Origin of the sequence: Pseudovibrio axinellae, assembly GCF_900110875.1 — a bacterium.
Classification (GTDB): Bacteria; Pseudomonadota; Alphaproteobacteria; order Rhizobiales; family Stappiaceae; genus Pseudovibrio; species Pseudovibrio axinellae.
In genome coordinates this window covers 297,001-321,673 of record NZ_FOFM01000001.1, presented here as the reverse complement: position 1 = coordinate 321,673, position 24,673 = coordinate 297,001, and the positions used below count along the sequence as shown (strand labels likewise).

The window sequence follows — 24,673 nt, the reverse complement described above, 5'->3', positions numbered from 1 at the left end:
ATAAAATTGTATTAAGTCAGGTTTAGGCAAGTTCGATTAAATATAAAAATACTGGAAACTGTACGTTGAGTGTGTTTCGCGTGTAACTATGATGATGAGTGCGGTGCGTAATGTTGTGTAACCAGTTGAATAATTCTGTAGATGAGAAAAATGGCACAGTGGACTTGCTGTCCTGTGCGCTTTCATCAGCAAAAATCTCCGAAGGTCTGACACTTGCTGTGCGCGGTGAGGAGGCGTTTTGGAATTCGGTTATCGCGCTTGCGCAAAAGGGCTTTGTTGATCAACAGGCCCAGTCATGCCCTGTAGAGCGTTGTGCCCCAGCAATTGTCTCCGTTAATGCAACAGCGGAGCGTGCCAGTCGCGGCCTGAAAGCACGTAATTGCGGCCTTGCCAGCTTTGGTTTGCCAAGCATTCAGCGGATTACCTACGCAGAAGCCTACGTTTAATTGCTCTAGCTTTCCTCTGGAAACCGTGGATTTCCGCCTGAGAGCGACGTAGATCACGTTCGCGCAAGGTTGAAAAGCGAAGGTAGCGCCATTGATACACCTGCAGAGGTCGCAATGGCAGCTCGTGAAAACGCCGAAAAAATCTATAGCAATCTAGCAGAGTTGGGCGCAAAGCGCCTGATAGTGCTTGGGTTTATAGCAATGTTTACGTTTGTTGCCATTGGCGCAGCAGCATATATGTTATCCCGCCCAGATCAGGAAGTGCTTTATGCCAACCTGGAAAGGGACGATGTTACCCAAATCGGCATGGCGCTTCAGGCCAGTGGTGTCCCCTTTGATGTAAGTGCTGATGGAACGGCGATTTCTGTCAATATTGGAGCTACAGCGCGTGCGCGTATGCTATTGGCTGAAAAAGGCCTGCCGCGCGGTTCAGGAGCCGGTTATGAGCTGTTTGACGAGATGGGTTCACTTGGTCTTACCTCTTTCATGCAAAGCGTAACAAAGATTCGCGCGCTGGAAGGGGAGGTCGCCCGCTCCATTCAAAGTATGCAAGGCGTTAAGGCTGCGCGCGTACATCTGGTTCTCCCTGAAAAAGCAACGTTTCGCCGCGAAAATCAGAAGCCAACCGCATCTGTTCTTATTCGCACTGAGGGCGTTCAAACAACTTCAGTTGCCCAGTCGATCCGCTATTTGGTAGCTGCTGCCGTACCAGGGCTGACAGCTGATGCGGTTACTGTTTTGGATACGGAAGGTCAGCTTCTTGCCGCTGGTGAGGACGCGCAAAGTGCCTCAACAGGGCGCAAGGCGATGCTTGAGGCTGATCTGGCAAACCGCAAGGAAAGCGCGATCCGTCAAGCGCTGGCGCCTTATCTTGGTGTAAACAACTTCGAAGTCAGTGTCTCTGCTGCCGTAAACACAGATAATCAGCGCGTTTCTGAAACCTCTTATGATCCTGAGACGCGGGTTGAGCGTTCTTTCCGTGTTGTGCGCGAAAATGGAAGCTCCCAAAACGCGAGCTTGGAAAACCCAACTACAGTTGAGCAAAACCTGCCCGAAGAGGCTGTGTCTTCTCAATCTGGCGAACGGTCCTCTGAGGAAAACGAGCGCCGCGAAGAGTTGACCAACTATGAGATCTCTTCTCGTACGGTTGAAACGATTTTTGACGATTACCGCATTGAGCGCATGAGCGTAGCCGTGTTGGTTAATCGTGACCGTCTTCTCGAAGAGATGGCGCGCCGTGCCCAAGGGCAAAAAGGCGATGCGGTTATTCAGGGTGCGGAAGTCGATTTGACCGAAAAAGTTGAACAGATCGAAGAAATTATCGCAACAGCGGCAGGGCTTGATCTTGCGCGTGGCGATAAGGTTTCGGTGTCTGCTGTGAACTTCATGCTCGCAGGTGATCAACTTGCTGCAATTCCGGAGCGCACATGGCAGGATGTCCTGATGCGCAATATGGGTGCTGTGGTCAACGCATCCGCAATTCTCATTGTGACCTTGATGATAATCTGGTTTGGTCTGCGCCCAGCAGTGGCCTTCCTTATCCCTAAATCTGAAAGTGTTGAAGGTGGTCTGGTCGCTGGTGCGAACTCTAACCTCGCGGGAGTTCGCGATGGTGAGTTTGAGGGCGAAAACGGTCAGTTGCCTGACTTTACCAACGGCGAAGGCTACGCCGGTGAAAGTGTAGACACCACTGTGGTCAACCGTGACAACCTGCGTAAGCTGGAGCGTGCGGTCGAGATGGATGATATGCAGACAGCGATCATTCTGAAGCAGTGGATGTATGATCAGGAGCGTGCCGTATGACGCGCGGCATCAATGACTGTTTAGCGGACTTTACGCAGGACACCGGTGTCACCACAAAAGACCTGCAAGATATGCAGGAAGTCATTTCCATGTTGCCGAAAGGCTACGGGGAAGGTGGTGACTGGGTCAACCGCGTGTTCGAAGCCTATGAAAATGGTTTTTCTGAGGGTGAAGAAGCTGCCAAAGCGGGCGCTGATGAACGCATCAAGAAAATGCGCGAGGAGCTTGAAGTTGAGCTTGCCGCGCGTGAGAAAGCTTTTAAAGAGGGCGAGGGTGAGCGGCTGAAGCAAGCTTTTCAGCAGTCACTGGTAGAGATCGAAGAAACACTGTCAAAAACGGTCTCACAGACCCTTGTGCCCTTTATAGAGGAAAATGCGCGTGAACGTGCGGTTGGATCTTTGGTGCAGGTGCTCAGGCGCCAGCTCTCCGAAAGTTCCGAGGCAATCATTAAAGTATCTGGTCCTCAATATCTGTTTGATCTATTCGGCGAAAAAGCCGGAGATCTGGCAAATACCATCACATTTTCTGAAAACTCCAGCGCCGATTTAGAGTTGAAAGTATCTGATATGACGCTTTCAACTGGTTTGACCGAATGGTGTGACGAGCTTCGTAATACGCTGGGAGAGTAGTAGCCATGGCGGTTGAACCACAAGAACTGATCATCGTTCGCAGGCGTAATGAAGTTATAGATATAACGCCAAAATCTGGTGTTTGGAAAATCGCTTACGCTGATTTTGCAACCGCAATGATGGCATTCTTCCTGCTTATGTGGTTGGTTAATGCATCTGATGAAGCCTCTCAGCGCGGCATCGCAAGCTATTTCAATCCGATCAAGCTAGTGGACTCCACATCGAGCCCCAAAGGTCTTCGCGATCCGGAGGAAATGTCCGCTCCCATGAATAATGATGAGGGTGTGCGCCACGGTAAGCCGTTGGGTGCTGGCGGAACCGAGAAGAATGGGCCAAGTGCTGGTGGCGGTGTAGATAAGCCGGAGCCAGTATCTGAGCGTGAAACAGGCGAAAACTCAACGTTCGAGGGCGCTGACGCTGAAGAAGGCGGTGCCAAGCCAACGCGTGTGATCAATCGCGATTACGAACGTACGGCGCGCTACACGGAAAGCCAGCTTCACGATAACCCTTATGCGATCCTTGCAGCATTGGCTGCTGAGGCTGAGGCGACTGTGGAGACCGATGGGTCGCCAGGTACAGGCGGTGCGGGCTCGCTGAAGATGGCAAAAACGCCGGTTTTGTTTGCACTTCCTAACCGTGACCCGGATGGTCAAGGCCTTGCTGACGGCACGAGTTTTAGAGATCCGTTCGACCCATCTGGTTGGCAGAAGGATGAGTTTCCTGGCAATGCGCCACTGCTTGCGCAAATACCAATCCTGAATGAAAAGGAAGAGGGTATTTCTGCAAATGAACTCACTGCTGAGCAAATTGAACTTCTCGAGCAAGCATCTGAGTTGGCACGTGGTGGCAAGGTACTGCCATCAATCGCCGGGGACGTCTCAGGTGACAACTCTGTGATTGTTGTTGGAGCTGCGCCCGACGGTGACGGCGATAAGTTGGTGGAAGGCGAAATCCTGAAGCAGCTTGCGAAAACACAGGCAGAAGCTGTGGGCGATGATGATGTGATGACCCGCCTTGTGTTTGCGCAAGTTAATAAGCCTGACACGGCTAAAGCGCCAGAGGTAGACCCGGCTCCGACCTTGATCGAAGATGCCGAAGAAATCAGCAATAGCGCAGTCATGAAGATAAGTGAAGTTCAGTCAGAACCGGTTATTGAAGAGCTGGGTGTGACACAGAACGAAGCTACAGAGGTGCCTGTTGTACCGGCCTCTAAGCCTCACGAAACGGTTGAGAAGGCTGCCTCTGGAGACGACGAAGACAAGGACGGTGACAAGCAGCTTGTTTCACTGGCGAACTCAGTGGGCGCGGCGCTTGAAGGCATGAAAACCGGCGCAAGCATCGAATTCACTCATTCGCAGGACGGTGTTCTGATCCGTATCATGGATAATGATGACTTTGGAATGTTCGCAGTTGGTTCATCTGAACCTCACCCTGACGTTGTCAAAGCAATGGAGCAGATTGCGAAGGTGTTGGGCGAAGAAAACGGAGAGATCGTTATTCGAGGACACACCGATGCACGGCCATTTAAATCCAAGCGTAATGATAACTGGAGACTGTCAACGGCACGTGCTCACATGGCTTATTTCATGCTTGTTCGTGGCGGTTTGGATGAAGAGCGGATCGTGGGTATTGAAGGTTATGCGGATCGACGCCTGAAAGACGTTGAAGAGCCGTTTGCACCTCAAAACAGGCGCATTGAAATAATGCTCTTGAAAGGGCAGGCCTAATGCCAGGGCCGATTAAACAAACTCCAGGAAAGTCCTTCCTGAAATCAGCCGCGCTTTCGCTTGCTCTGGCAACTGCTATGACGTCTTTGCCAGCAAGTAACCAACCAGCGTATGCGCAAATGGTGTCCACGGCTGATCCGGATTTGATGGTGCTGGAATTGCAGATCCTGCAGGACGAGATCATCAAAGGTAATCTTGAAGCCTACAATCTCTTGCAGCCCTCCTTGATCGTAATCGGTCGCAGGTTTTTGCGGCTTGACCGGGAAGTGTGGAAACAGGAAAAGCACGCACGTGCTGCTGTTTCATTTATGCTCAGTGGCGGGTCAGGTTCGGTCTTTCAGGAGCTCGCCGTTCAAGGTGTAGTGTTCAGTGGTGACCCGAACCTGTTTGCAGGTGCAATGGCCTACTCACAGGGCAACCGAAAGTTGGCTTTGCGTCTATTAGCAAGGGTCGATCCTTTGACGCTTCCTGTTGCCGTTGCAGGACAGGTGGCGCTGGCGCAAGCGATTTTGACGTCAAACGAAGATCCAGCTGCTGCACAGCGCTACTTTGATGTTGCACGACTGATGATGCCTGGCACGCTGGTAGAAGAAAGCGCGCTGCGCAGGCAAGCGCCAATGGTTGCAAAACTGGGCGATACCCAGAAGTTTGAGCGTTTGGCGCGTCGTTATCTCTTTCAATATAGTGGGTCGGTCTTCGCCTCTGAGTTCCGTGACACAGTTGCAAATGTGATTAGCGGTGCTGAGTATTTAAAAAAAGAGAACGAGTGGGAGCGTGTGTTCCAGCTGGTTTCCGAGTTTGATGAAGAATCGCAACACATTTTGTTGCTCCGTCTGGCCCGGGCGGCGTTGGTGAGTGGGAACACAGCCTTCGCAATCAGGGGCAGTACTGCCTTTCTAGAGCTAGAGGCAAAAAATGAGCAGCAAACAAACGAAGCAGAGCTTTACTTGTCGGCTGCCAAGGCCTCTAGCGAAGATTGGAAGGATGCAATTTCTGGTCTGGTTGAAGTGAAGGTATCTGATCTTGAGCCGGACGTTCAATTAATTCAAACGGCTGCTATTGCGATGGCAAATTCAATTCGCGAATGGCCACAACCCGAAACACCAGCGGCCTCCGAATTTGTACCTTATGTGCCGCAAATTGGGTTGAATAAAAAGCTGCATAATGAAAAGGTTTTAGAACCTTTTGAGGATGCGCTTAATGATGCAGACAAAGCGTTGAAAGAGGCTGAGTTTTGATGAACACCACCCCTCCAAATACTGATTCCGGTGCGCAGGTTAAAAATGCAGCAGGTACCCGTAAAGACACGGGTAGTACGGAAGAAGCGTCTCGTGACGGTGGCTTTGATAAGGTCATTAACCGGGTTCAAGAGCAAAAAACTGCGCCGCAGCGCAAGAGCAGGGCGGATGAGGAGTCCTCTGAGAGCTCCGAATTGCGTCACAAGCAATCTGGCAAAGGTGCGCAGGAGACAGGTCACACGTTAAAGCATCTGTTGAACGCATCAGTTGTGAATGAGGCTCAGGGCGAAGTCCTAGGCAATGATGGCGCGAACGGCGATCGTTTATTGGCGGGAACGAAGACATCTGACCAAGCCATGAAAATGCAACTTGGTTTGCTCACTGATCTTGCTAACATGGCAGGAACTGCTTCTGGGCGCGGCGGAACAATGGCGCAGGTCTTGAACTCTTTGAGCGTAAATCAGCTTAGTTCTGTGATGGGTGAAGGTGAGCCAAAGCCGGTATCCTCCAAAAATACGCAAGGCTTAGCTAACAGTTCAACTGTTAAAGGCGATAGCTTAAAGGTGGCTCAGCTTGAACCTAAGCTTGAGGGTAGCCGAGCAATTAACTTCCCCAAGGGTGAAGGGGAGAGCGTTGGTGTAAAGCCACCAGCTGGCGACCTGCTTCACACTAAGAGTGCGTCACAATCGAGTACACCTGCTGTGGGCGGAGAAGTTAAAGTCGTAAGTGTGGAAACGCATCTGGCCCCCGCTGAAATAGGCCGACCGGCGCAACAAGTGGCCAGTGTTCTTGCAAAGCAGATGCCTTCAGCAGCCAAAGCTGCTCAGGAACTGGCATTGCAAATGGGCGAGCAGCAACCTGCTAAACCAATGAAGTCTCTTCAAATTCAATTGCGCCCAGACAATATGGGCATGGTGCGTGCAAACATTCAAATGCGCGGCGGTGAACTGGAAATTACTCTCACTACGAGTACGCCGGAAGCTGCTGATATGCTTAAGGGCGACCGGCAAGCGTTGGCGCGCGTGCTGCAGGATGCGGGTTATCGCACTGAAACGCAGAACATTACGATCAGTTTCAAAGAGGAAATGTCGGATCAAATGCGCCAACCAGGCCAAAATCAGGAGCGTTTTGGCCGAGGTGCCAATGCTGAAGGTGAAAGCGGCGAGGAGACTGCGCAGCACAGCTGGGAAGATCAGGCAGATGCAGAATATTCCGGAGCAGCGCAAAATGAATCGGATACTCAAGATCTTCGCAGCGGTATTTATTTGTAGCCTTACGTCAGTTTACGCCTACGCAGGAAGTAACAAGACCGCAATTCGGCTGTGTGAGCGTCAGATGCAAAAAGCGGCACGAACATATAACGTGCCGCTTGGTATACTTTATGCGGTGGGCTTGACCGAAACCGGGCGCAAGAATTCGCTACATCCCTATGCTTTAAATATTGAAGGGAAGGCGTACTTTGCAGACACAGCGTCAGAAGCGCTCGCAGCAATAAAAAGGTCGCGAAACAGAGGTGTAAAACTCATTGATGTGGGATGTATGCAAATCAACATCCACTATCACCTCGATAAGTTCTCTGGGCTGAAAGCTATGCTGGATCCTGCGCAAAACGTCAAATACGCAGCGCGATTCCTTTCAGAGTTAAAACAGCGTGAGAAGAGCTGGACCATGGCTGTTGCCAGGTACCATGCCGGTCCCAATAATAACCCTGCCCAAAAGCGTTATGTCTGCCGCGTGATAAAGAATATCGTTGCATCCGGTTATGGTAGATGGACGCAGAATTCATTAAAATTTTGTAAATAATTCAACGGGTTTTGGGTCAGGCTCAGACAAGATTAACAAGCTTTACTAGTATCAATAGTTTTGCATTCGATATGGCTAGGAGTAGACTATGGGTCTCTATGGAATTATGAATACGAGCGTATCTGGTATGAATGCGCAGTCGAACAAGCTGTCAACTGTGGCGGATAACGTCTCGAACGCAAATACCATAGGCTACAAGGGCTACAAGACAGCGTTCTCATCCATGGTTGGTGCGACCAGTATGGAATCTGGTATCGTGCAAACCAGTGTTGTTCAGACTGTACGCCAGCAAGGCGCCTTTAACTTTACAGGACAAGGAACGCACCTAGCCATTAACGGTAATGGCTTCTTCCAGGTGGCCGCACCTGATGGCGGTACCTACTACACGCGCGCAGGCGACTTCGTTCTAGATAAGAACGGTCAGATGGTAAACTCTGGCGGTTATACCCTTCTGTCCGCAAATGGTTCTCCTGTTGTGGTGGATCTCAATACGCCAATTTGGGAGCAGAGTAGTCAAGGCGAGTTGGGTGTAAACCTGGCTTCAAGTACTCCAGTAACAACTTCTGTTCCTCCAGGTGCACCAAATGAAGATTATAGGACGTCGGTGACTACCTACGACCAGAATGGCAATGAAATTGTTATTGATATTGCCTTCACTAAGGTAGCTGAAACAGTAACGGGCGGTACGGTGGACTCCTCCGAGTGGCTAGTGCAGGCAGTGGATTCGGGGGGCAATGATATCAGTATCCCTGGTTACCCAGCCCCTGGTTTTACGCTCACCTTCGAGGGTAATGGTAATCTCGACCCTGCATCTTTGACCGATTATGAATTTGACGTTCCAAACGGTGGAACTGTAACGCTTGATCTTTCTGCGACCGTCACTGCCGGCGAGAAGCATGGCGTGAATGTTGTTGATGTGAACGGTTTTGGGCCATCGACAATTGAGAATATTCGCGTTGAGGCAGATGGTCGTATTTTCGGTATCTACGGTAGCGGTAGCGAAATGCTTCTTGAGCAAATTCAGATAGCAAGCTTTGCAAACCCAGATGGCTTGCAGGCGAAGAGTGGTAATATTTATGCCGCGACCGATGCGTCTGGTGATCCTGCGGTGGGTTACCCGGGTGATAACACGTTCGGCGAATTGTATTCAGGTGCAATTGAAGGTTCGAACGTTGATCTTGCAACAGAGCTGACGGAAATGGTTCAGGCGCAGCGTGCCTACAGCGCGAACACTAAGGTGTTTAACGCGAGTTCCGAATTGCTTCAAGAATTGAATAACTTACGCTAAGGGCGCGCAGTATGTCACTTACTTCCGCAATGCTCACCGCGCAATCGTCCATCGCAGCGCGTTCTGCTGAGATGGCGATTGCATCGAGAAATGTTGCAAACGTCAGCAACCCAAGCTACTCGCGCCTTGAGGCGAATGTGCAGTCGGTTGTGAGTAGTAACGGATCCGTCGTTTACGTTTCTCATGCGTCGCGGATGGTTGATCAAGCTGCGTTTACTGCCACTTTGAATAGTGGCAGTATGGCCGTTGCGTCGGGTTCCTACGCAACAATGCTCGATCAACTTAACCCGTCTGGTGTAGAGCCTTATGGGACCAGTACCGCATCGGCGATCGGTACACTCAGCGAGGTGTTGGTGGCGTTCGGCAATGATCCGTCGAACCAGGTTCTTGGGCAGTCGGTTGTGAATGCGGCCAATGGGCTTGTTGGTGATCTGAAACAGTCCTCATCGGAATTGATCAATGCACGCATGGAAGCTGATGCCGCGATGGCACGAGCTGTCGATAATATCAATGTGATCCTGTCGGATCTTGAAATGCTGAACGATAAGATCGTAACTGGTACCGCGAGTGGGGTGGATGTCAACGGTCTCTTAGATGAGCGCGATGAGATGTTGAAGGTCCTCTCCGAAGAGATCGGCATTGATGTTCTTCATCAGGACAATAACGGTATTGCCATTTACACAGATAGTGGTGTGACTCTCTTTGAGAAGAGCGCGCGTGAAGTGACATTTACTAGTTCTTTGTCCCTATCCTCCGGTGAGCTTGGTAATAATATACTCGTTGATGGGATAGCTGTTGCTGGTCCTGATGCGTCTGCGCCCATCTCTGGGGGCGCGATTGCTGGATATGCCAAGATGCGCGATGAAACGCTCGTCACAATGCAGACCCAGCTTGATGAGGTCGCTAAGGCTCTGGTTGATGTATTCCAGGAGCATGAACCTGCCCCTGGTACAGCGTCTGCTGACGGTGTCTTCACAATTGTTGCAGGCGCTGGTGATCTTATCAGCCGGTTGCAAGTCAATAGTGCAGTGGACCCAGCTCAAGGCGGCGATGTTATGTTGCTTCGCGATGGTGGGATCAATGGCGCATCGTTCGTATGGAATGTCGACGGTAATGGTGGTTATTCTGGACTACTTAACGAGTATGTCGATCAGCTCAATGATGTTTACACATTTGGCCCAGGGACAGGCCTGAATACAAGTTCGACGCTGTTGGAATTTGCGACCAATCGTGTGAGTTGGTTTAGTGCTGAGCGTACGGTCGCGACAGAGAGTGCAATGATGGATGCAACTGCATTCCAATCAAACGCGCAGATGCTTTCAAATAGTACAGGTGTCAATCTGGATCTAGAGATGCAGCGCTTGTTGACGATTGAAACGTCCTACTCTGCTTCCGCCAGGTTGATGTCGACAATTGATAATATGTTTAAAGATCTTCTGGGAGCAGTGAGCTAATTATGGTGTATTCAGTTTCTACCTTATCTAGCTCACTGAGCTTAAGTAACTACTTGATCCAACACCGGGCGAACGTTGATAAAGCCGCGATCGAGAGTATCTCTGAAAAAGTTGCTGACTATGGGCTGGCAATGGGTGCACAGGCCGGCCTTGCAACATCATTTCATGTTGAATGGGATATGCTGCAGAGCCAGCTTGATGCCAACAGTGCTTTGGTCGCAAGAATGGAAGTCATGACCCTATCTTTGAATGATATTCAGACCAGTGGTTCAGAGTTTACTGCAAACCTTTTGGCGCTAGAGCAAGACACAGGGTTCCTCGAAACGGCTTCTGATCTGGCTTACACTGAGATTGGAAAACTCGTAAGTTCGCTTAATACCGGTGTTGGAGGGGTTTATCTCTTTGGGGGCATTAACACCGATACAGCCCCGATGACTGCCTTTGAAGATGGGCCAGAGGCGGCCATTGAGACTGCTTTCCAAACCTACTTCGGGTTCGTGATTGACGATCCGGCAACAGCCTCTATTCCAACTTCTGGTGATCCGGCAGGTCAGGACTGGGAGACCTTTTTAGGCAGTGCAGTCCTAAATGATATCTTTGGTGCTGACTGGTCTCCTACCTGGTCATCGGCAACCGAAGAGAAGATGACAGCTACGATCAGCGAGGGTGTCACAACGACGGGTTCTGAATCAGCAGATGATGAAGCTTTTCGTGAGTTAGCTAAAGGGCTTTCCATTATCGCTGTGTTTGGAAAACTGGATGTATCAGTAGAAACTGGCTCTTTGATTTCTGGGAAGGCGGTCGAGAGTTTAAATGTAGCGACGAATGAAGTGATCTCCTTGGCGGCACAAGTAGGCGCAATTGCAGAAAAAATCACATCAACAAATACTGACATTGAGTTGAAAAGCGACATGTTGAACCTGCGTATCAACGATCTTGAAAACGTTGATCCAGCGCGGGCTGCGATTGAGTTGAGTTTGGCGCAAACGCAGCTTGAAGCGACTTACGCTATTACCGCTCAAATGAAAAACCTAAGCATTATGAATTACTTGTAAGTGTTCACTGATTTATAAAGAACTTTTTGGGGCACTATATGTATCAAATGTCATACGCGGAAACGATCGAAGATTCTTCTGAAGACAGAAGAGGTCAGGAACGTGAGCTGTTTTCTCTTGTGATTGCACAGCTTCAAGCTGCAAAGGAGCTCGGTAACCGCTCTGGAGAAGCTGCTCAGGCACTGACCTCTGTCCATCGTTTGTGGACGATCCTGATCGACGATCTTGGAAGCCCGGATAATTCATTGCCTGCAAGCCTGCGCGCGGACCTGATTTCAATTGGAATTTGGTGCGTGAAGCAGGCTGATTTGATCAGAACCGGGAATTCTGAAGACTTTCAAGGCCTTATCGAGATCAATGAACTCGTCCGTGAAGGCCTGAGCTAAACAAGGGGGATCGAATGCGTTTGCACCTTAAAGCGGGTGAGAAGATTTTCATCAATGGAGCTGTTTTATCTTTTGAGCAGAAGACCTCGGTGAATCTTTTGAATGACGCGAGTTTTCTTCTCGAGGCATACGTCATGCAGCCTGAAGATACCAAGACACCCCTTCGTCAGTTGTATTTCTATATTCAAAGTGCGTTGATCGACCCTAAGGCTGAGACGGATAGTTTGCAGCGCGCGCTTTTGATGATGGCCTCCATCCGCAAGGCCGTTGAAAATTCTGAAATACTTGAAGGTCTGGAAACGGTTGAGGGCAAGATCAACCAAAGGCGTTACTTCGACTCCTTGCGCATCCTTAAAAAACTCTTTTCCATCGAAATGAGGATTTTGATGGAAAATGAGGACGGAGAAGGTGCCGAAGTTGTTGAGATGAGCTTTGCTCGTGCTGTAGGCGATTACTAAAGGATTAAAACATGGCTGTTGAAGCAGTTACATCGACAACGAGTACACCAAGTGATGAGCCGGTTTTTGCAGCTGATGCTGGCGAACAGGCTTACTTGGACTACAACGCGTTTCTTATGCTTTTTATGGAATCTCTGAAGAGTCAGGATCCCACAGATCCACTTGATACTGCAGAGTACATGGGGCAGTTGGCGCAGTTTTCGTCTGTTGAGCAGGCCACAAAAACAAACACGAACTTGGCCGCAATGTTGCAGCAGCAGTCCATCAACCAGGCAAATAACTTAATTGGCGCGACTATAACCGTGCCATCGCCTGATGGTGAGGGTGAGCCGGTGGTGGGTATAATCCAGACGGTCCAAATCCTTACCGACGGCTCTATTGCGACCCTTGAAGATGGTACTAAGGTCGCTTTGATACCAGGTATCGAGATCTCCCGTCCTGTAGCAACTGATGAAACGGTTGCGGAAGTCGACGGTGAAACTGAAGGTGAAACTGAAGGTGAAGGTGAAACTGATTCTGAAGCATCCGCTTAAGGGCAGATTGGGTCCGTTTTGCTATGAATGAGGCAGATGCACTTGATCTTGTTCGAACCGCGATTTGGACTGTGATAACAGCAACAGGGCCGACGGTTGGTGCGGCCATGTTTGTTGGTTTGATTATTGCCTTGTTTCAAGCACTCACACAAATTCAGGAAATGACTTTAACGTTCATTCCTAAGATTGTGGTGATCTTTATTGTGATTGCTATGACGGGTCCGTTTATCGGCGCTCAGATATTTTCTCTTACCGAATTGATTTACGGGCGCATTGAGAACGGCTTCTAGCCGACACCTAGGTGTTCAGATATGCAAGCGAGGAGGGGATAGGTTCTCTTACGTCCCCTCCAGACCACCCTCACACAAGCTTCACTCTTCAATGTTTTGGCCAAGTTAGCGCAATCTGCTTATGTCGAATTGAAGGGTACGAATGTCTCAGACGGTGACGGGGGTTGCTGCTCCAAACAGCAAACGTGACATTGGATTTGCAGTCGGAATTATCTTTATTCTGTCTGTACTATTTCTCCCCATGCCAACGTTTATAATCGACTTCGGCTTGGCTATCTCGGTAGCATTGTCTGTGTTGATCTTAATGGTTTCGCTGTGGATCCAGCGGCCTTTGGAATTTTCCTCTTTCCCTACGATTTTGCTGATCGCCACAATGTTACGTTTGGCGCTCAATATCGCGACGACGCGCCTGATTTTGGCAAACGGACACGAAGGTCCCTTGGCTGCGGGCTACGTGATCAACGGGTTCTCTCAGTTTGTCATGAGCGGTGACTTCCTCATCGGTCTGATCGTTTTTGCCATCTTGGTGACTGTTAACTTCCTGGTGATCACCAAGGGCGCGAGCCGTATTGCGGAAGTTGGCGCGCGTTTTACCCTTGATGGGATTCCGGGTAAACAAATGGCGATTGATGCCGATCTGTCAGCCGGAATGATCGACGACAAGGAAGCACAGCGCCGAAGGGCAGAACTTGAGGAAGAAAGTTCCTTCTTCGGTGCCATGGATGGTGCTTCCAAGTTTGTGCGCGGCGATGCGGTCGCCGGTCTGATTATTACAGTTGTAAACGTGTTGGGCGGTATAATCATCGGGGTGACCCGTTATGATATGGACTTGAGCGAAGCAGCAGATGTATTCACCAAACTTTCAGTTGGGGATGGTCTTGTTTCTCAGATCCCCGCATTGGTGGTGTCGTTAGCTGCCGGTCTTCTGGTTTCAAAGGGTGGGACCCGAGGGTCGACTGATCAAGCCGTTCTTGGGCAGTTGGCGGGCTACCCTCGTGCGCTTGCGGTCGCATCGTTACTGCTCTTTTTGCTCTCACTTCTGCCGGGACTTCCATTCCTCCCGTTTGTGTTGCTTGGCGGCGTTCTTGGTTTTTCCGCTTACATCATTCCAATCAAGGCCAGAGAAGCGAATGAGGCTAAGGCCAGTGAGGAACTGAAGAAGGTTGAGAAAGAAAAGGTTGTCAAAAAAGAATCCGTCAAAGACAGTCTTGAACTTCCCGAAATTGAGATGCGCCTTGGCAAACAGCTGACGGCGCGCCTTCTTGCTGCAAAGCCAGAAATCGGCAACCGCATCAACAAAATGCGTAAGAAGTTTGCTGAGCAATATGGTTTTGTCGTTCCGGAAATTAAAGTTACTGACAACCTGAACCTGGAGCCGAAGAGCTACGAGTTCCGGATTCATGGCACCATTGTTGCCTCTGAAAGCATCAAGGTTGGTGAGTTGATGGTGATTGGCGGTAAACGTGATCTACCAGCGCTTCCTGGCACCGAAACGCGTGAGCCCGCTTTTGGTATGAAGGCGATGTGGATACCCAACGCTTTCGAACATGAAGTAAAACGTCAAGGCTTCACCACCGTTGATAACCTTTCAGTGGTACTCACGCACCTGTCTGAGGTTATCCGCAATAACTTGTCACAGCTGCTCTCTTATAAGGATATGCGTAAGCTGCTGGAGCGCCTAGACCCGGCGTACACTCGCCTCGTTGATGATATCTGCCCGCAGCATATCTCTTACTCAGGCTTGCAAGCCGTTTTGAAGCTTTTGCTCGCTGAACGTATTTCAATTCGAAATCTCTCCTTGATCCTGGAAGCAATCGCTGAGATCGCTCCACACGTGCGTAGACCAGAGCAAATCGTTGATCATGTCAGAGTGCGTATGGCCACGCAGATTTGTGGTGATATTGCTGGCGATGGAAGCCTTAAAGTTCTGCGTCTTGGCAACCGTTGGGATCTCGCATTCCACCAAGCTCTGCGCCGCGATACCAGCGGTGAAGTTGTGGAGTTCGATATGGAGCCCAAGCAGGTTGAGGAATTTGCGCGAGATAGTGCTGAAACTATTCGTGAGCACATCACAGCCGGTCACCGGTTTGTTGTCGTGGTTGCTCCTGAAGCACGTCAATATGTTCGGATGATCACGGAGCGTATGTTCCCGGCACTTCCGATCTTGTCTCACATGGAGGTCGCGCGCGGCGTTGATATTGAGGCCTTGGGATCGATTTCGTGACGTTAGAAACTGCTCCAGATGCAATTTTGAGTGTCTTCGTGGTGTTTTGCCGCGTTGGAGCATGCCTGATGGCGATGCCGGCCTTTTCTTCACCGCGTGTGATGATACGGGTACGATTGTTCATCGCGATTTCCGCCACATTGGCAATCTCTCCTCTGATCATGGTGGTTGTGGAGCCTGTGATAGCAGCAGCTCCGTTGGATGAGCTGCTGCGTATTATTGTTGTGGAACTGCTGATCGGTTTCTTGATTGCATCGTTCGGAAGAGCATTCTTTGCCACATTGCAAATGATGGCTGGGGCGGCGGCTAACGCGTCAAGCTACAATATGGCCGGACCAATCGTGGAAGAGTTTCAGCAATTGCCACCGATGGCAGGCTTGATCACACTAACAGCAACTGCCATGCTGTTTATCACGGGTGCGCACGCTGACATTTTCGTCGGCCTGGCTGAAAGTTATCGTACAATTCCAGTTGGAGGAGATTTCGTTCCTGCAGCTGCTTTAGACCAGTTTTCGAGCAAGCTCATGCGAGCAATGTTGCTTGCATTGCGCATTACGAGCCCGTTTCTGGTTTACGGAGTGATCGTGAACCTCACAGTTGGCTTAACTAACAGACTCATGCCTCAAATGCCGGTGTACTTTGTCGCTTTGCCTGCTGTGATGATGGGAGGGCTCTTCATTCTCTGGCAGGTCATTACAGAGCTTATGAGGTTGTTTTATGCCGGTCTTGGTGACTGGCTGGTGTTGCAGTAAAGCCATGGATAAAGCACGAGTTACACGCCTTCGGCGCATTATGAAAGTTCAAGAACAAAAAGAGCAGATGATCAAATATGACGTCGCTGTTCTTGATAGTGAGATCACGCGCTGCGCCGATGAAGAAGAAGAGCTGACTAGCCACTGGGGCAGACATGAGGGTGCATTGCGGGAGGTGATGAACCGTGCAATCTCTCGAAGGCTTGAGACAAACAATCGTAAGAAATCTCTGAAAGAAAAGCAAAAACAGCAGCTTCTTGAAAAGCTTCTGGATCAAAAACGCCAAACTTCGATGACCGAAAAACATCACGGAAAAGCACTGGTGACTTTGAATCGAAGCGAAGAAAGAAAGCAACTTCAGGAGATAGCTGAGCTGCACGTTGCGACCGGTAAGGTCAGGTCCAGATAAGTCTCGGAAACTAGGGTCATTTCAATTGTAATTGCCCTTTTTGTGACTAATGGGAGTGCTTATGGCCATTCAGCCTGTCAGTGATCTTGTCTTGGATGTTATCAACCAAGCGGACCCCTCTGAAGTCAGCGCGGCAACGCGGGCGCTGAGAGCTCCAGCCGTCGTTTCAAGCGATCTGCCGGTTTCGGGTCCATCATGGGCGTCGAAGGGCTTTGCCAGATTTATGGCAGACGCCGATAATGTAAGCGCAGTTGTCTCTGCTAAAGGGCAGGAGGGCGCTGAGAGTCTTACAGCCGCCAGCAATCGCTACACCCAGAGCATCCAGACAGATGATCTGGGTGAAAAGCTTGAAAGCGCGGTCCTACAAACCTTCGTGAAATCCATGCTGCCAAAGGAGATGGACACAGCCTATGGCGGCGGTACTGCAGGTAAAATGTGGAAGGGTCTGATGGCTGAGCAGCTGGCAAATCAGCTCGCCAAAACGGGCAAAATCGGTTTGGCAGAAATGCTGATGCCCGACACTATTCGCCCAACCTTCCCAAAAGAAGAGGCATAAATGTCTGAGTTGCATGACAACGCGCACCAAGAGCTTGTTCCAAGCACGGCAAAGCCGATTGGACAGGATGTCGAGCCGTCCTCTGAAGAGACAGATGCCTATATCCTGCCAGAGGACTATATTGCCCTGTCAAAGAGTATAAACCGTGTTGATGCCCTGCTTGAGGCCGAAAACGGAGCATTGCTAGGCAAAGATGATATCGACCTTGAAGAGAGTGCCTATTTAAAGGGGCGCGCAATGCTTGATCTGGATATGGCCGGCAAAGTCGTTGGACCGGAAAACCTCCCAAGCGAGATCGTCGTAAGACTTCAGGACCTTCAGGAAAAACTGACTGTGAACCTAAAGTTGTTGTCCACGCAGCTCAACGCTGTAAGGGATGTTTCAGGTATCCTCTCCAAAGTGATGAAAGAGCAGGATTCCGACGGTACTTATGAATCTTTGGTCGGAAGCTGGTAAAAGCATATGTTGAAAGTTCTCGTAACCGGAGTTTGGATCTGCCTGGTAACCGTTGGGGCAGCCTACTTTACGGCTTTGTATAAAACCGACTTCGATCCAATGTTGCAAAAGAACGCGCATCTGGAAGGATTGGACTACCAAAGCACGCCAACTATCAACGTGCCAGTCTTGGAAGATGGGAAGATCCACGGTTACATTGTTGCGCAGTTTGTGTTCACCGTTGATAGCGAACTACTCGCCAAGCTTGCGGTTCCTCCACATGCCTTTGTTGTCGACGAGGCGTTTCGCCTGATTTACAGCAAGGCAGACAAGGAATTTGCGCAGCTTAGGAAGTCTGATCTAAAAGAGCTGACTGAGGAAGTCAGAACGCGCGTAAATGAGCGCTTCGCGACTGAAATTGTGCAGGATGTCCTGATACAGGACTTTACCTTCCATGTTCCTTCAAACTTGAATAAGAACATCATTAAGAATGCAGCCGAGCAAGCGGCAGCTTCCTGATGAATTGATGGTGGCGAGCGGGATGCAGTGCGAATTCAAAATTTTACATCGAGCGATTGGTGTCATTGATGTAACAAATGAGGGGCGTGACATCAGAGCAAATGCCTTGGTGATTTCGCGTCCTGCCGCTGCTCCCCCTTCCTATGAAATCCTTTACGGGCCAGTCGAACTTTCCCAGGTATCAACGGGTATGTTTACTGCTGATACCCCACATGGAGAAATAAGGTTCCGTCTCTCCGGGATTTACGGTGGGAAGCGACTAACAATAAAAACTCATAAGCTCTACCTCTTGCTGTTAGGCGCGAGCGGGCACAATTTGCGAATTGACGAGTGTTAACTCTCGCCAAACCGATAGTAAAGAAGCAGAAGGAGACCTTCTGCTTCTTTCGTTTTTCTAAAACGTCTTCAGAAATTCACATGATAGATGTGATGTGAAAATGCGTTTAATACGGGCGCGTGAAGCAGCTCATGCGTTGACCACGAAGCGTGGACCCGCTTGTTCAGCTTTCTTTTGCTTTGTTTGCTTGCTCGACAGCAAAGTTTGTCAGGTGATCCATCATTTCAACGGTCGCAATTTCGGCGTTCGCAGCATCATTGTTCGCAAGAGCTTCGGCCAGCTTGTGATGGCGGATCGCGGAATCCTCAAGCTTCTCAGCGCCGCGGAAAGCGCTCCATGCCCGGCGGCTCATTGTTTGTAGCGGAGCGACTGCACGGGCAGTAAACGGGTTCCTTGATACGGCGCATAGGACTTCATCAAATAGCTTATCAGCGCGCAGATAACCCTTCACATCGCCTTTACGGGCTTGAGCGAGAATTTCTTCTGCACATTGGTGCAGCGCTTCTCGTTCTTCCGGGGTCGCGCGATCAACTGCGGAGGCAACAAGCAGTTGCTCTAAAGGCTTTCTGGTTTCCAGAACCAATACGTATTCAGAGGTTTCGATTTCTGATACGAATAATCCCTTGCGGGGGCGAATAACGATCAAGCCTTCGGTTGCAAGGCGTTTAATCGCTTCGCGTACAGGCGTTCTGCCAATACCAGTGCGTTCGCACAAATCACCTTCGGTCAGTGCCATGCCAGGAGCGAGGTCAAGATTGACAATTAATTCTTCAATCAGACGGTAAGCTTTATCAGCAAGGCTCTCCTTTTTATGGGTCGCCAGAATCTGTTCAATAGCCATTGGGTTTCTTTCTCATCAGGCTTTTTTTTGTTCCCATGCGCTGCGCAAAAGTACAGCGTTGGCAGCCCTTATAGGCGGCGGAACAGAAAATTGTATTCTTCACTCTCTTTACGTTGAGTGATCAACGCAAAAAGGGCCTGCATATAAGCAACAGCAGACCTGTCATCTCTTAATATCAGGTTTCCCCTTACCTGAGTATACCTATCTTTGCTGATGCTCAGCGTTAAGATAACTTCCTTTTGGTGCAGGTGAGGCCTGTATTTTCAGTAATGTGGTGGCTTTTGGTTGTTGGGTACTTGTTCAACTAACTCCTGGGTGTCCAGCAGGTGGTCCTTCATCTGTCCCATTGCTCCAACAAGGCGGTCAATCACTTGTGCCTGATTGGAAACCACATCATTGAGTGTTTCGATCGTTTCGTTTTGATGTGCGATATGCACCTCTAGGTCAACGATCCGTTCCTCGATGGTTTTACTCATAACTTATCCTGTCAGGCTTCGTTAGGGCAGGGGTCATTCAAAACGCCATATTTGTCAAGTGGAGCCTTGTTCAATGCGCAATTTAATTACAAAATAGCGCAGGGTGATGACGTTCTATAACGCCTTGTAAGGGGTTATCCCGTGCTTTTTTGTACGGAGGTTTTGACGGTGAACAATATTACCTATCTAGCTCATTGCAATTCTGGGTAATTTCTGATGGTTATCGTATAGGTTAAACTTCGGAAGAAAACGAGAATTTGTGAACGTGTTGACAGTATCGTGATGCTGTTTATTGTTAATGGTAGTGCTTTACGGCTACGTTAGGTTACGCTTAATTGCTAATTCTTAGATAGGGGCACGGATGTCTGACAAAAAAGTACACACGCCAAACCCTCTTGAGGAAGCGGAGAAATTAACCGGTCGCTCGGAACAGGAGCTATTTGGGATTGGGGACCTGGCCGAGGAATACGAAATCTCCACGAGGTCCATCCGCTTTTATGAAAGTAAAGGCCTGATTGAGCCACAGCGCGTAAATGGCGTGCGTATATACAACCGTAAGGATAGAGCCAGATTGGCTTTGATTCTGCGCGGAAAAGCGATCGGCTCCTCACTCTCAGAGATTAAACACTTCTTGGATCTATACGGCCAGCATGGCGAGGGTCATCGTCAGCAGACTGAATACCTGGCTTCCCGGACAGATGAGGTCCTAAAGGAGCTCAGCGCACGAAAAGAAGCGCTGGAAGTTACAATCGCTGAGATACAGTCTATCCACGACGAGTGTATGGATAAGCTTTCCCAAGCTTAAATTCACTGCAAAGCAAAGGTTAGCAAGTTCGTAAGACGCGCATCACGTGTGTCTGCGAACCTTTTTCCGTGGAATATTCATATTTAACGCGAAAAACTCTGTTTAGAGAGTGTCCTATGATTCTTCAGTATAATTACTATCGGGCTCGGTTGTGGTAATAGTACCTATGTGATTTCAGGAAAATATGAAGGAAAAACAACCTGGAAATGCATGGGTAGGTATTCACACTGATAGTCAACTCCTCTGAAATTTTTAACTATTTCCGAAGCGATAAACGAAACTTAATACTCGAAAGTCGATGTTCGAGGAATTAATTGCACAACATTGTGTGATATCGTCGATCTGGTTGAACTGAGCGAGTGACATCTCGTTGTGGAATTAACGTGTGAACTGAAGTTTGAACCCTGATGGGTGCTGAGCGCAATTAATGGCGTGCGATGTATCTATGGCTTGTTCGAATTTGCATGTGATCCGTTTGGTTCTGTGTAACCGCTCTAAGTAATATACAAGATAAGCTGCAGAAATAAGCAGTGTTGAAGAGCAACTGGAACAAGCAAAAAAACGGAATGAGAAACTAATGCCCTTGAAAAAAAGCCTCTTGCTTGGTGGTAGCCTGTTCGCAGCAGCAGTTGTGGCGGGTCCTGTTATGGCAAAAACACTCGTGTACTGTTCTGAGGGTTCCCCGGAAGGCTTTACGCCATCACTTTACACGGCAGGCACCACATTTGATGCCAGTTCCCGCCAAATCTATAACAAGCTCGTTGAATTCAAGCCAGGGACGACAGAAGTGGCTCCAGCCCTTGCGGAGAAATGGGAAATCTCTGAGGACGGTAAAGAGTACACCTTTCACCTGCGCAAGGGCGTTAAATTCCAGACAACCAAATGGTTTACGCCAACGCGCGACTTCAATGCAGATGATGTGATTTTCTCTTTTGACCGTCAGGGGAATAAGGAAAATCCATATCACAATGTGTCTGGTGGAACCTACGAGTACTACAACTCAATGGGCATGCCAGAGCTGATTGATGCCATTGAGAAAGTGGATGACTACACCGTTAAGTTCAAACTGACGCGCCCAGAAGCTCCGATGGTTGCAAATCTGGCAATGGATTTCGCTTCTATCCAGTCTGCTGAATATGCAGATGCAATGATGAGCAACAAAAATGCGTTTGACCAAAAGCCGGTTGGAACAGGCCCGTTCCAGCTTGTCGGCTACCAGAAAGACGCTTTGATCCGTTATAAGGCAAACCCAGAATACTGGAACGGTAAGGCTCCGATTGACAATCTGGTGTTTGCTATTACCCCTGATGCAGCTGTGCGCTATCAAAAGCTCTCAGCGGGCGAGTGCCATGTTATGGCATACCCTAATCCTGCTGACCTTGAATCCATGTCGAAAGACCCGGAGATCACCCTTCTTCAGCAGGAAGGCCTGAATGTCGGGTATATGGCATATAACACCCAGCAAGCGCCGTTTGATAACCCAGCCGTGCGTAAAGCGCTGAACATGGCAATCAACAAACAGGCGATTCTGGATGCTGTATTCCAGGGTGTGGGTGAAACCGCGAAAAACCCAATCCCGCCAACTATGTGGTCGTACAACGATGAGATCGTAGACGACCCATACGACCCAGAGGCGTCAAAAGCTGCACTGGAAGCTGCTGGCGTCAAGGACCTGAAGATGAAGATTTGGGCAATGCCTGTGCAGCGTCCATACAACCCGAATGCCCGCCGTATGGCCGAACTTCTTCAAGCCGATTTTGCAAAGGTCGGAGTGGACGTTGAGATCGTAACCTATGAGTGGGGTGAGTACCTAAAACGCTCTTCCTCCGAAAAGCGCGACGGCGCAGTTCTGCTGGGCTGGACTGGTGATAATGGGGATCCAGACAACTTCCTTTCAGTGTTACTATCTTGCGATGGCGTTGGTGGTTCAAACCGTGCTCAGTGGTGTAACGATGAATTTAATGATCTCGTTGTAAAAGCGAAGGAAGTATCTGACGTAGATGAACGCACGAGACTTTATGAAGAGGCTCAGGTAGTATTCAAACGCGAGGCGCCTTGGGCAACTATTGCGCATTCTCTCGTCTCTGAGCCAATAAGTGTTCGTGTTGAGAACTACAAGATTGATCCGTTTGGTGGACACTATTTCTATGGCGTTGATCTGAAGTAGAAATAATTTTCCACTGGACATTTAGTATCTCGGCGCGTTATTCGCCGGGATACACTTTTTAGTAAAGTTTTCCATGCCGCAGATTGTGATCTGCGGATAAACAATCCTCTGTTTGGTGTGACTGAAGTATGCTTCGTCTCATATTAAAAAAACTAGGCTTGCTCATCCCTACCTTTATTGGGGTGACGTTGGTGGCGTTTTTCTCGATACGCCAATTGCCGGGCGATCCTATCCTGCTACTGGCAGGAGAGCGCGGCGTTAGTCCTGAACGCTATCAGGAATTGGTTGAACGGTTTGGCTATGACAAATCCATATGGCTGCAATATCTCTCTTATCTTGGGGATCTGTTTCAGGGGAATTTGGGAAATTCGTTTGTCACAAAACAACCGGTTTTGAGTGAATTTCTAACGTTGTTCCCTGCAACGGTTGAGCTCTCTGTCTGCGCAATTATCTTTGCTGTGGTGATCGGGCTTCCAGCAGGTATTATTGCAGCTGTTAAGCGCGGTAAGACATTAGATCACTCTGTTATGACAACAGCGCTCGTCGGCTATTCAATGCCGATCTTCTGGTGGGGACCGCTGCTAATCATCCTGTTCTCGGGTTTCTTGGGCTGGACACCGGTGTCGGGCCGGATCTCCCTTATGTTCTGGATCGAACCTGTCACTGGCTTCATGCTGATTGATACATTGCTGGCAGATGAGCCGGGTGCATTTGCTTCCGCAGTAAGTCACCTGATTCTGCCATCTATTGCTTTGGGAACGATTCCCCTTGCTGTGATTGCACGTCAGACCCGCTCTGCAATGCTTGAAGTTCTGGATGAAGATTACGTGCGTACAGCACGTGCAAAAGGTCTTTCTAATTTCCGCGTGGTTGGTGTTCATGCTTTGCGTAATGCACTGATCCCGGTGATTACGATCATTGGCTTGCAGATTGGCGTGTTGTTCGCTGGCGCGATTCTGACGGAAACGATTTTCTCTTGGCCGGGCATCGGCAAGTGGATGGTCGATAGTATCTTCCGTCGTGACTATCCGGTTGTTCAAGGTGGGCTCTTGCTGATTGCTGCAATCGTGATGATCGTGAACCTGATTGTGGACCTTCTATATGGTCTGGTTAATCCGAAAATTCGGCATACGGAGTAAATCATGGCTAACGTGACACAAAATTCCGCACCGGATACCCGGTTTGAGCTTATCGTGAATTTCTGGCTTCACTTCCGCACCAATAAGGGAGCGGTTGCTGCGCTGTTTTTCTTCCTTGCCTTGGTCTTTATTGCCGTTTTCGCTGCATTCATTGCCCCGCATTCGCCAATCGAACAATATCGAGATGCCTTACTTCTTCCACCTGCTTGGACGGAAGGTGGTAATTGGAGTTATGTTCTAGGTACCGATGCTGTTGGCCGCGATATTCTCTCACGGCTGATTTATGGAAGTCAGATCTCCCTTGGGATTGGCGTGATCGTTGTTTCGGTAGCGTTGGTTGTTGGTGTATGCCTTGGTCTCGTTGCAGGAACATTTCGCGGTTGGCTTGAAACAGCTATTATGCGCGTTATGGATATCGTCCTTTCCTTCCCATCCTTGCTGCTTGCGCTGGTGCTGGTTGCGATCCTTGGGCCGTCCCTGTTAAACGCGATGATTGCCATCGCCATCATCCAGTTGCCATACTATGTGCGCCTGACAAGGGCCTCTGTGATCTCTGAGATGAGCCGCGAATACGTCATGGCGGCGCGTGTGTCTGGTGTTGGTACAGTGCGACTGATGTTCGTAACTGTTCTTCCCAATTGCATGGCACCATTGATTGTTCAGGCCGCACTTTCATTCTCCACCGCGATCCTTGATGCAGCTGCACTTGGCTTCTTGGGAATGGGGGCGCAGCCACCACAGCCGGAATGGGGTACGATGTTGGCCGAAGCACGTGAATTTATTTTGAATGCACCATGGGTAATGACATTCCCGGGTCTGGCAATTCTTACTACCGTGCTTGCAATTAACCTGATCGGTGATGGTCTGCGTGATGCTCTCGATCCAAAGCTGAAGAGGAGCTGA

At 49.5% G+C, this 24,673-nt stretch carries 27 protein-coding genes; 25 read left to right on the top strand and 2 right to left on the bottom strand.

Features of this window, described 5'->3' with window-relative positions; translation table 11 throughout:
• The first annotated feature begins 125 nt into the window (after window positions 1–125).
• From BMZ51_RS01420 to BMZ51_RS01320, 21 genes are all read left to right on the top strand, one after another.
• The gene (locus tag BMZ51_RS01420) at window positions 126–446 is read left to right on the top strand and encodes a hypothetical protein (protein ID WP_139201323.1); all 321 of its coding nucleotides are present in this window, start codon (window positions 126–128) and stop codon (window positions 444–446) included.
• 114 nt (window positions 447–560) lie between these two features.
• Window positions 561–2,249: a flagellar basal-body MS-ring/collar protein FliF gene (fliF, locus tag BMZ51_RS01415; RefSeq protein WP_068007252.1), complete on the top strand. Its 1,689-nt coding sequence runs from the start codon at window positions 561–563 to the stop codon at window positions 2,247–2,249.
• Window positions 2,246–2,878 carry a hypothetical protein gene (locus tag BMZ51_RS01410; protein ID WP_068007052.1) on the top strand — a complete coding sequence of 211 codons (633 nt, stop codon included), beginning with the start codon at window positions 2,246–2,248 and terminating at the stop codon, window positions 2,876–2,878. Before fliF ends, BMZ51_RS01410 begins: the two co-directional genes overlap by 4 nt.
• Before the next feature lie 5 nt (window positions 2,879–2,883).
• Entirely contained in the window at window positions 2,884–4,605 is a 1,722-nt protein-coding gene (locus tag BMZ51_RS01405; protein WP_068007055.1) for a flagellar motor protein MotB, read from the top strand.
• Window positions 4,605–5,843, top strand: coding sequence for a hypothetical protein (locus BMZ51_RS01400; RefSeq protein WP_068007057.1), 1,239 nt, complete (start codon window positions 4,605–4,607; stop codon window positions 5,841–5,843). Before BMZ51_RS01405 ends, BMZ51_RS01400 begins: the two co-directional genes overlap by 1 nt.
• Window positions 5,843–7,114, top strand: coding sequence for a flagellar hook-length control protein FliK (gene fliK, locus BMZ51_RS01395; protein ID WP_068007059.1), 1,272 nt, complete (start codon window positions 5,843–5,845; stop codon window positions 7,112–7,114). Before BMZ51_RS01400 ends, fliK begins: the two co-directional genes overlap by 1 nt.
• Window positions 7,071–7,646, top strand: a complete 576-nt coding sequence (locus BMZ51_RS01390) for a transglycosylase SLT domain-containing protein (protein ID WP_068007062.1) — start codon at window positions 7,071–7,073, stop codon at window positions 7,644–7,646. The genes fliK and BMZ51_RS01390 overlap by 44 nt, the downstream gene beginning before the upstream one ends.
• A gap of 88 nt (window positions 7,647–7,734) precedes the next feature.
• Window positions 7,735–8,934, top strand: coding sequence for a flagellar hook protein FlgE (locus BMZ51_RS01385; RefSeq protein WP_068007065.1), 1,200 nt, complete (start codon window positions 7,735–7,737; stop codon window positions 8,932–8,934).
• Between the two features lie 11 nt (window positions 8,935–8,945).
• Entirely contained in the window at window positions 8,946–10,388 is a 1,443-nt protein-coding gene (flgK, locus tag BMZ51_RS01380; RefSeq protein WP_068007067.1) for a flagellar hook-associated protein FlgK, read from the top strand.
• Window positions 10,389–10,390: 2 nt separating this feature from the next.
• A complete protein-coding gene (locus tag BMZ51_RS01375; protein ID WP_074881686.1) occupies window positions 10,391–11,443 on the top strand; it encodes a flagellar hook-associated family protein in 1,053 nt (350 codons plus the stop codon).
• A 38-nt stretch (window positions 11,444–11,481) separates the two neighbouring features.
• On the top strand, window positions 11,482–11,829 hold the full coding sequence (gene flaF, locus BMZ51_RS01370; RefSeq protein WP_068007072.1) for a flagellar biosynthesis regulator FlaF: 348 nt from the start codon (window positions 11,482–11,484) through the stop codon (window positions 11,827–11,829).
• A gap of 14 nt (window positions 11,830–11,843) precedes the next feature.
• Window positions 11,844–12,287, top strand: a complete 444-nt coding sequence (locus tag BMZ51_RS01365) for a flagellar biosynthesis repressor FlbT (protein ID WP_068007086.1) — start codon at window positions 11,844–11,846, stop codon at window positions 12,285–12,287.
• 11 nt (window positions 12,288–12,298) lie between these two features.
• On the top strand, window positions 12,299–12,820 hold the full coding sequence (locus BMZ51_RS01360; RefSeq protein ID WP_074881684.1) for a flagellar hook capping FlgD N-terminal domain-containing protein: 522 nt from the start codon (window positions 12,299–12,301) through the stop codon (window positions 12,818–12,820).
• Window positions 12,821–12,843: 23 nt separating this feature from the next.
• Window positions 12,844–13,110, top strand: a complete 267-nt coding sequence (gene fliQ, locus BMZ51_RS01355) for a flagellar biosynthesis protein FliQ (protein ID WP_068007089.1) — start codon at window positions 12,844–12,846, stop codon at window positions 13,108–13,110.
• 142 nt (window positions 13,111–13,252) lie between these two features.
• Window positions 13,253–15,334 (top strand): flagellar biosynthesis protein FlhA, encoded by a 2,082-nt coding sequence (gene flhA, locus BMZ51_RS01350; RefSeq protein WP_068007093.1) that lies wholly within the window; start codon window positions 13,253–13,255, stop codon window positions 15,332–15,334.
• Entirely contained in the window at window positions 15,331–16,086 is a 756-nt protein-coding gene (locus BMZ51_RS01345; RefSeq protein ID WP_074881680.1) for a flagellar biosynthetic protein FliR, read from the top strand. Before flhA ends, BMZ51_RS01345 begins: the two co-directional genes overlap by 4 nt.
• A 4-nt stretch (window positions 16,087–16,090) precedes the next feature.
• A complete protein-coding gene (locus tag BMZ51_RS01340) occupies window positions 16,091–16,495 on the top strand; it encodes a hypothetical protein (protein WP_068007096.1) in 405 nt (134 codons plus the stop codon).
• 61 nt (window positions 16,496–16,556) lie between these two features.
• Window positions 16,557–17,051, top strand: a complete 495-nt coding sequence (locus BMZ51_RS01335) for a rod-binding protein (protein WP_068007101.1) — start codon at window positions 16,557–16,559, stop codon at window positions 17,049–17,051.
• On the top strand, window positions 17,052–17,507 hold the full coding sequence (locus BMZ51_RS01330; protein ID WP_068007104.1) for a hypothetical protein: 456 nt from the start codon (window positions 17,052–17,054) through the stop codon (window positions 17,505–17,507). It begins immediately after the preceding gene.
• A 6-nt stretch (window positions 17,508–17,513) separates the two neighbouring features.
• A complete protein-coding gene (locus tag BMZ51_RS01325; protein WP_068007106.1) occupies window positions 17,514–18,005 on the top strand; it encodes a flagellar basal body-associated FliL family protein in 492 nt (163 codons plus the stop codon).
• Window positions 17,977–18,342: a hypothetical protein gene (locus tag BMZ51_RS01320; RefSeq protein ID WP_208979211.1), complete on the top strand. Its 366-nt coding sequence runs from the start codon at window positions 17,977–17,979 to the stop codon at window positions 18,340–18,342. The genes BMZ51_RS01325 and BMZ51_RS01320 overlap by 29 nt, the downstream gene beginning before the upstream one ends.
• A gap of 163 nt (window positions 18,343–18,505) precedes the next feature.
• Here BMZ51_RS01320 and BMZ51_RS01315 read toward each other — a convergent pair whose 3' ends face one another.
• Together BMZ51_RS01315 and BMZ51_RS01310 are read right to left on the bottom strand one after the other, a co-directional pair.
• Window positions 18,506–19,183 (bottom strand): GntR family transcriptional regulator, encoded by a 678-nt coding sequence (locus BMZ51_RS01315; protein WP_068007108.1) that lies wholly within the window; start codon window positions 19,181–19,183, stop codon window positions 18,506–18,508.
• Between the two features lie 263 nt (window positions 19,184–19,446).
• Entirely contained in the window at window positions 19,447–19,659 is a 213-nt protein-coding gene (locus BMZ51_RS01310) for a SlyX family protein (RefSeq protein WP_068007113.1), read from the bottom strand.
• 361 nt (window positions 19,660–20,020) lie between these two features.
• Between BMZ51_RS01310 and BMZ51_RS01305 the strand changes: the two genes are divergently transcribed.
• The 4 genes from BMZ51_RS01305 to BMZ51_RS01290 all read left to right on the top strand — a co-directional run bounded on the left by BMZ51_RS01305 (window position 20,021) and on the right by BMZ51_RS01290 (window position 24,673).
• Entirely contained in the window at window positions 20,021–20,464 is a 444-nt protein-coding gene (locus tag BMZ51_RS01305; protein ID WP_068007116.1) for a MerR family transcriptional regulator, read from the top strand.
• A gap of 577 nt (window positions 20,465–21,041) precedes the next feature.
• On the top strand, window positions 21,042–22,631 hold the full coding sequence (locus tag BMZ51_RS01300) for an ABC transporter substrate-binding protein (RefSeq protein WP_175484978.1): 1,590 nt from the start codon (window positions 21,042–21,044) through the stop codon (window positions 22,629–22,631).
• A gap of 128 nt (window positions 22,632–22,759) precedes the next feature.
• On the top strand, window positions 22,760–23,770 hold the full coding sequence (locus BMZ51_RS01295; protein WP_068007119.1) for an ABC transporter permease subunit: 1,011 nt from the start codon (window positions 22,760–22,762) through the stop codon (window positions 23,768–23,770).
• A 3-nt stretch (window positions 23,771–23,773) separates the two neighbouring features.
• Window positions 23,774–24,673, top strand: a complete 900-nt coding sequence (locus BMZ51_RS01290) for an ABC transporter permease subunit (protein WP_068007121.1) — start codon at window positions 23,774–23,776, stop codon at window positions 24,671–24,673.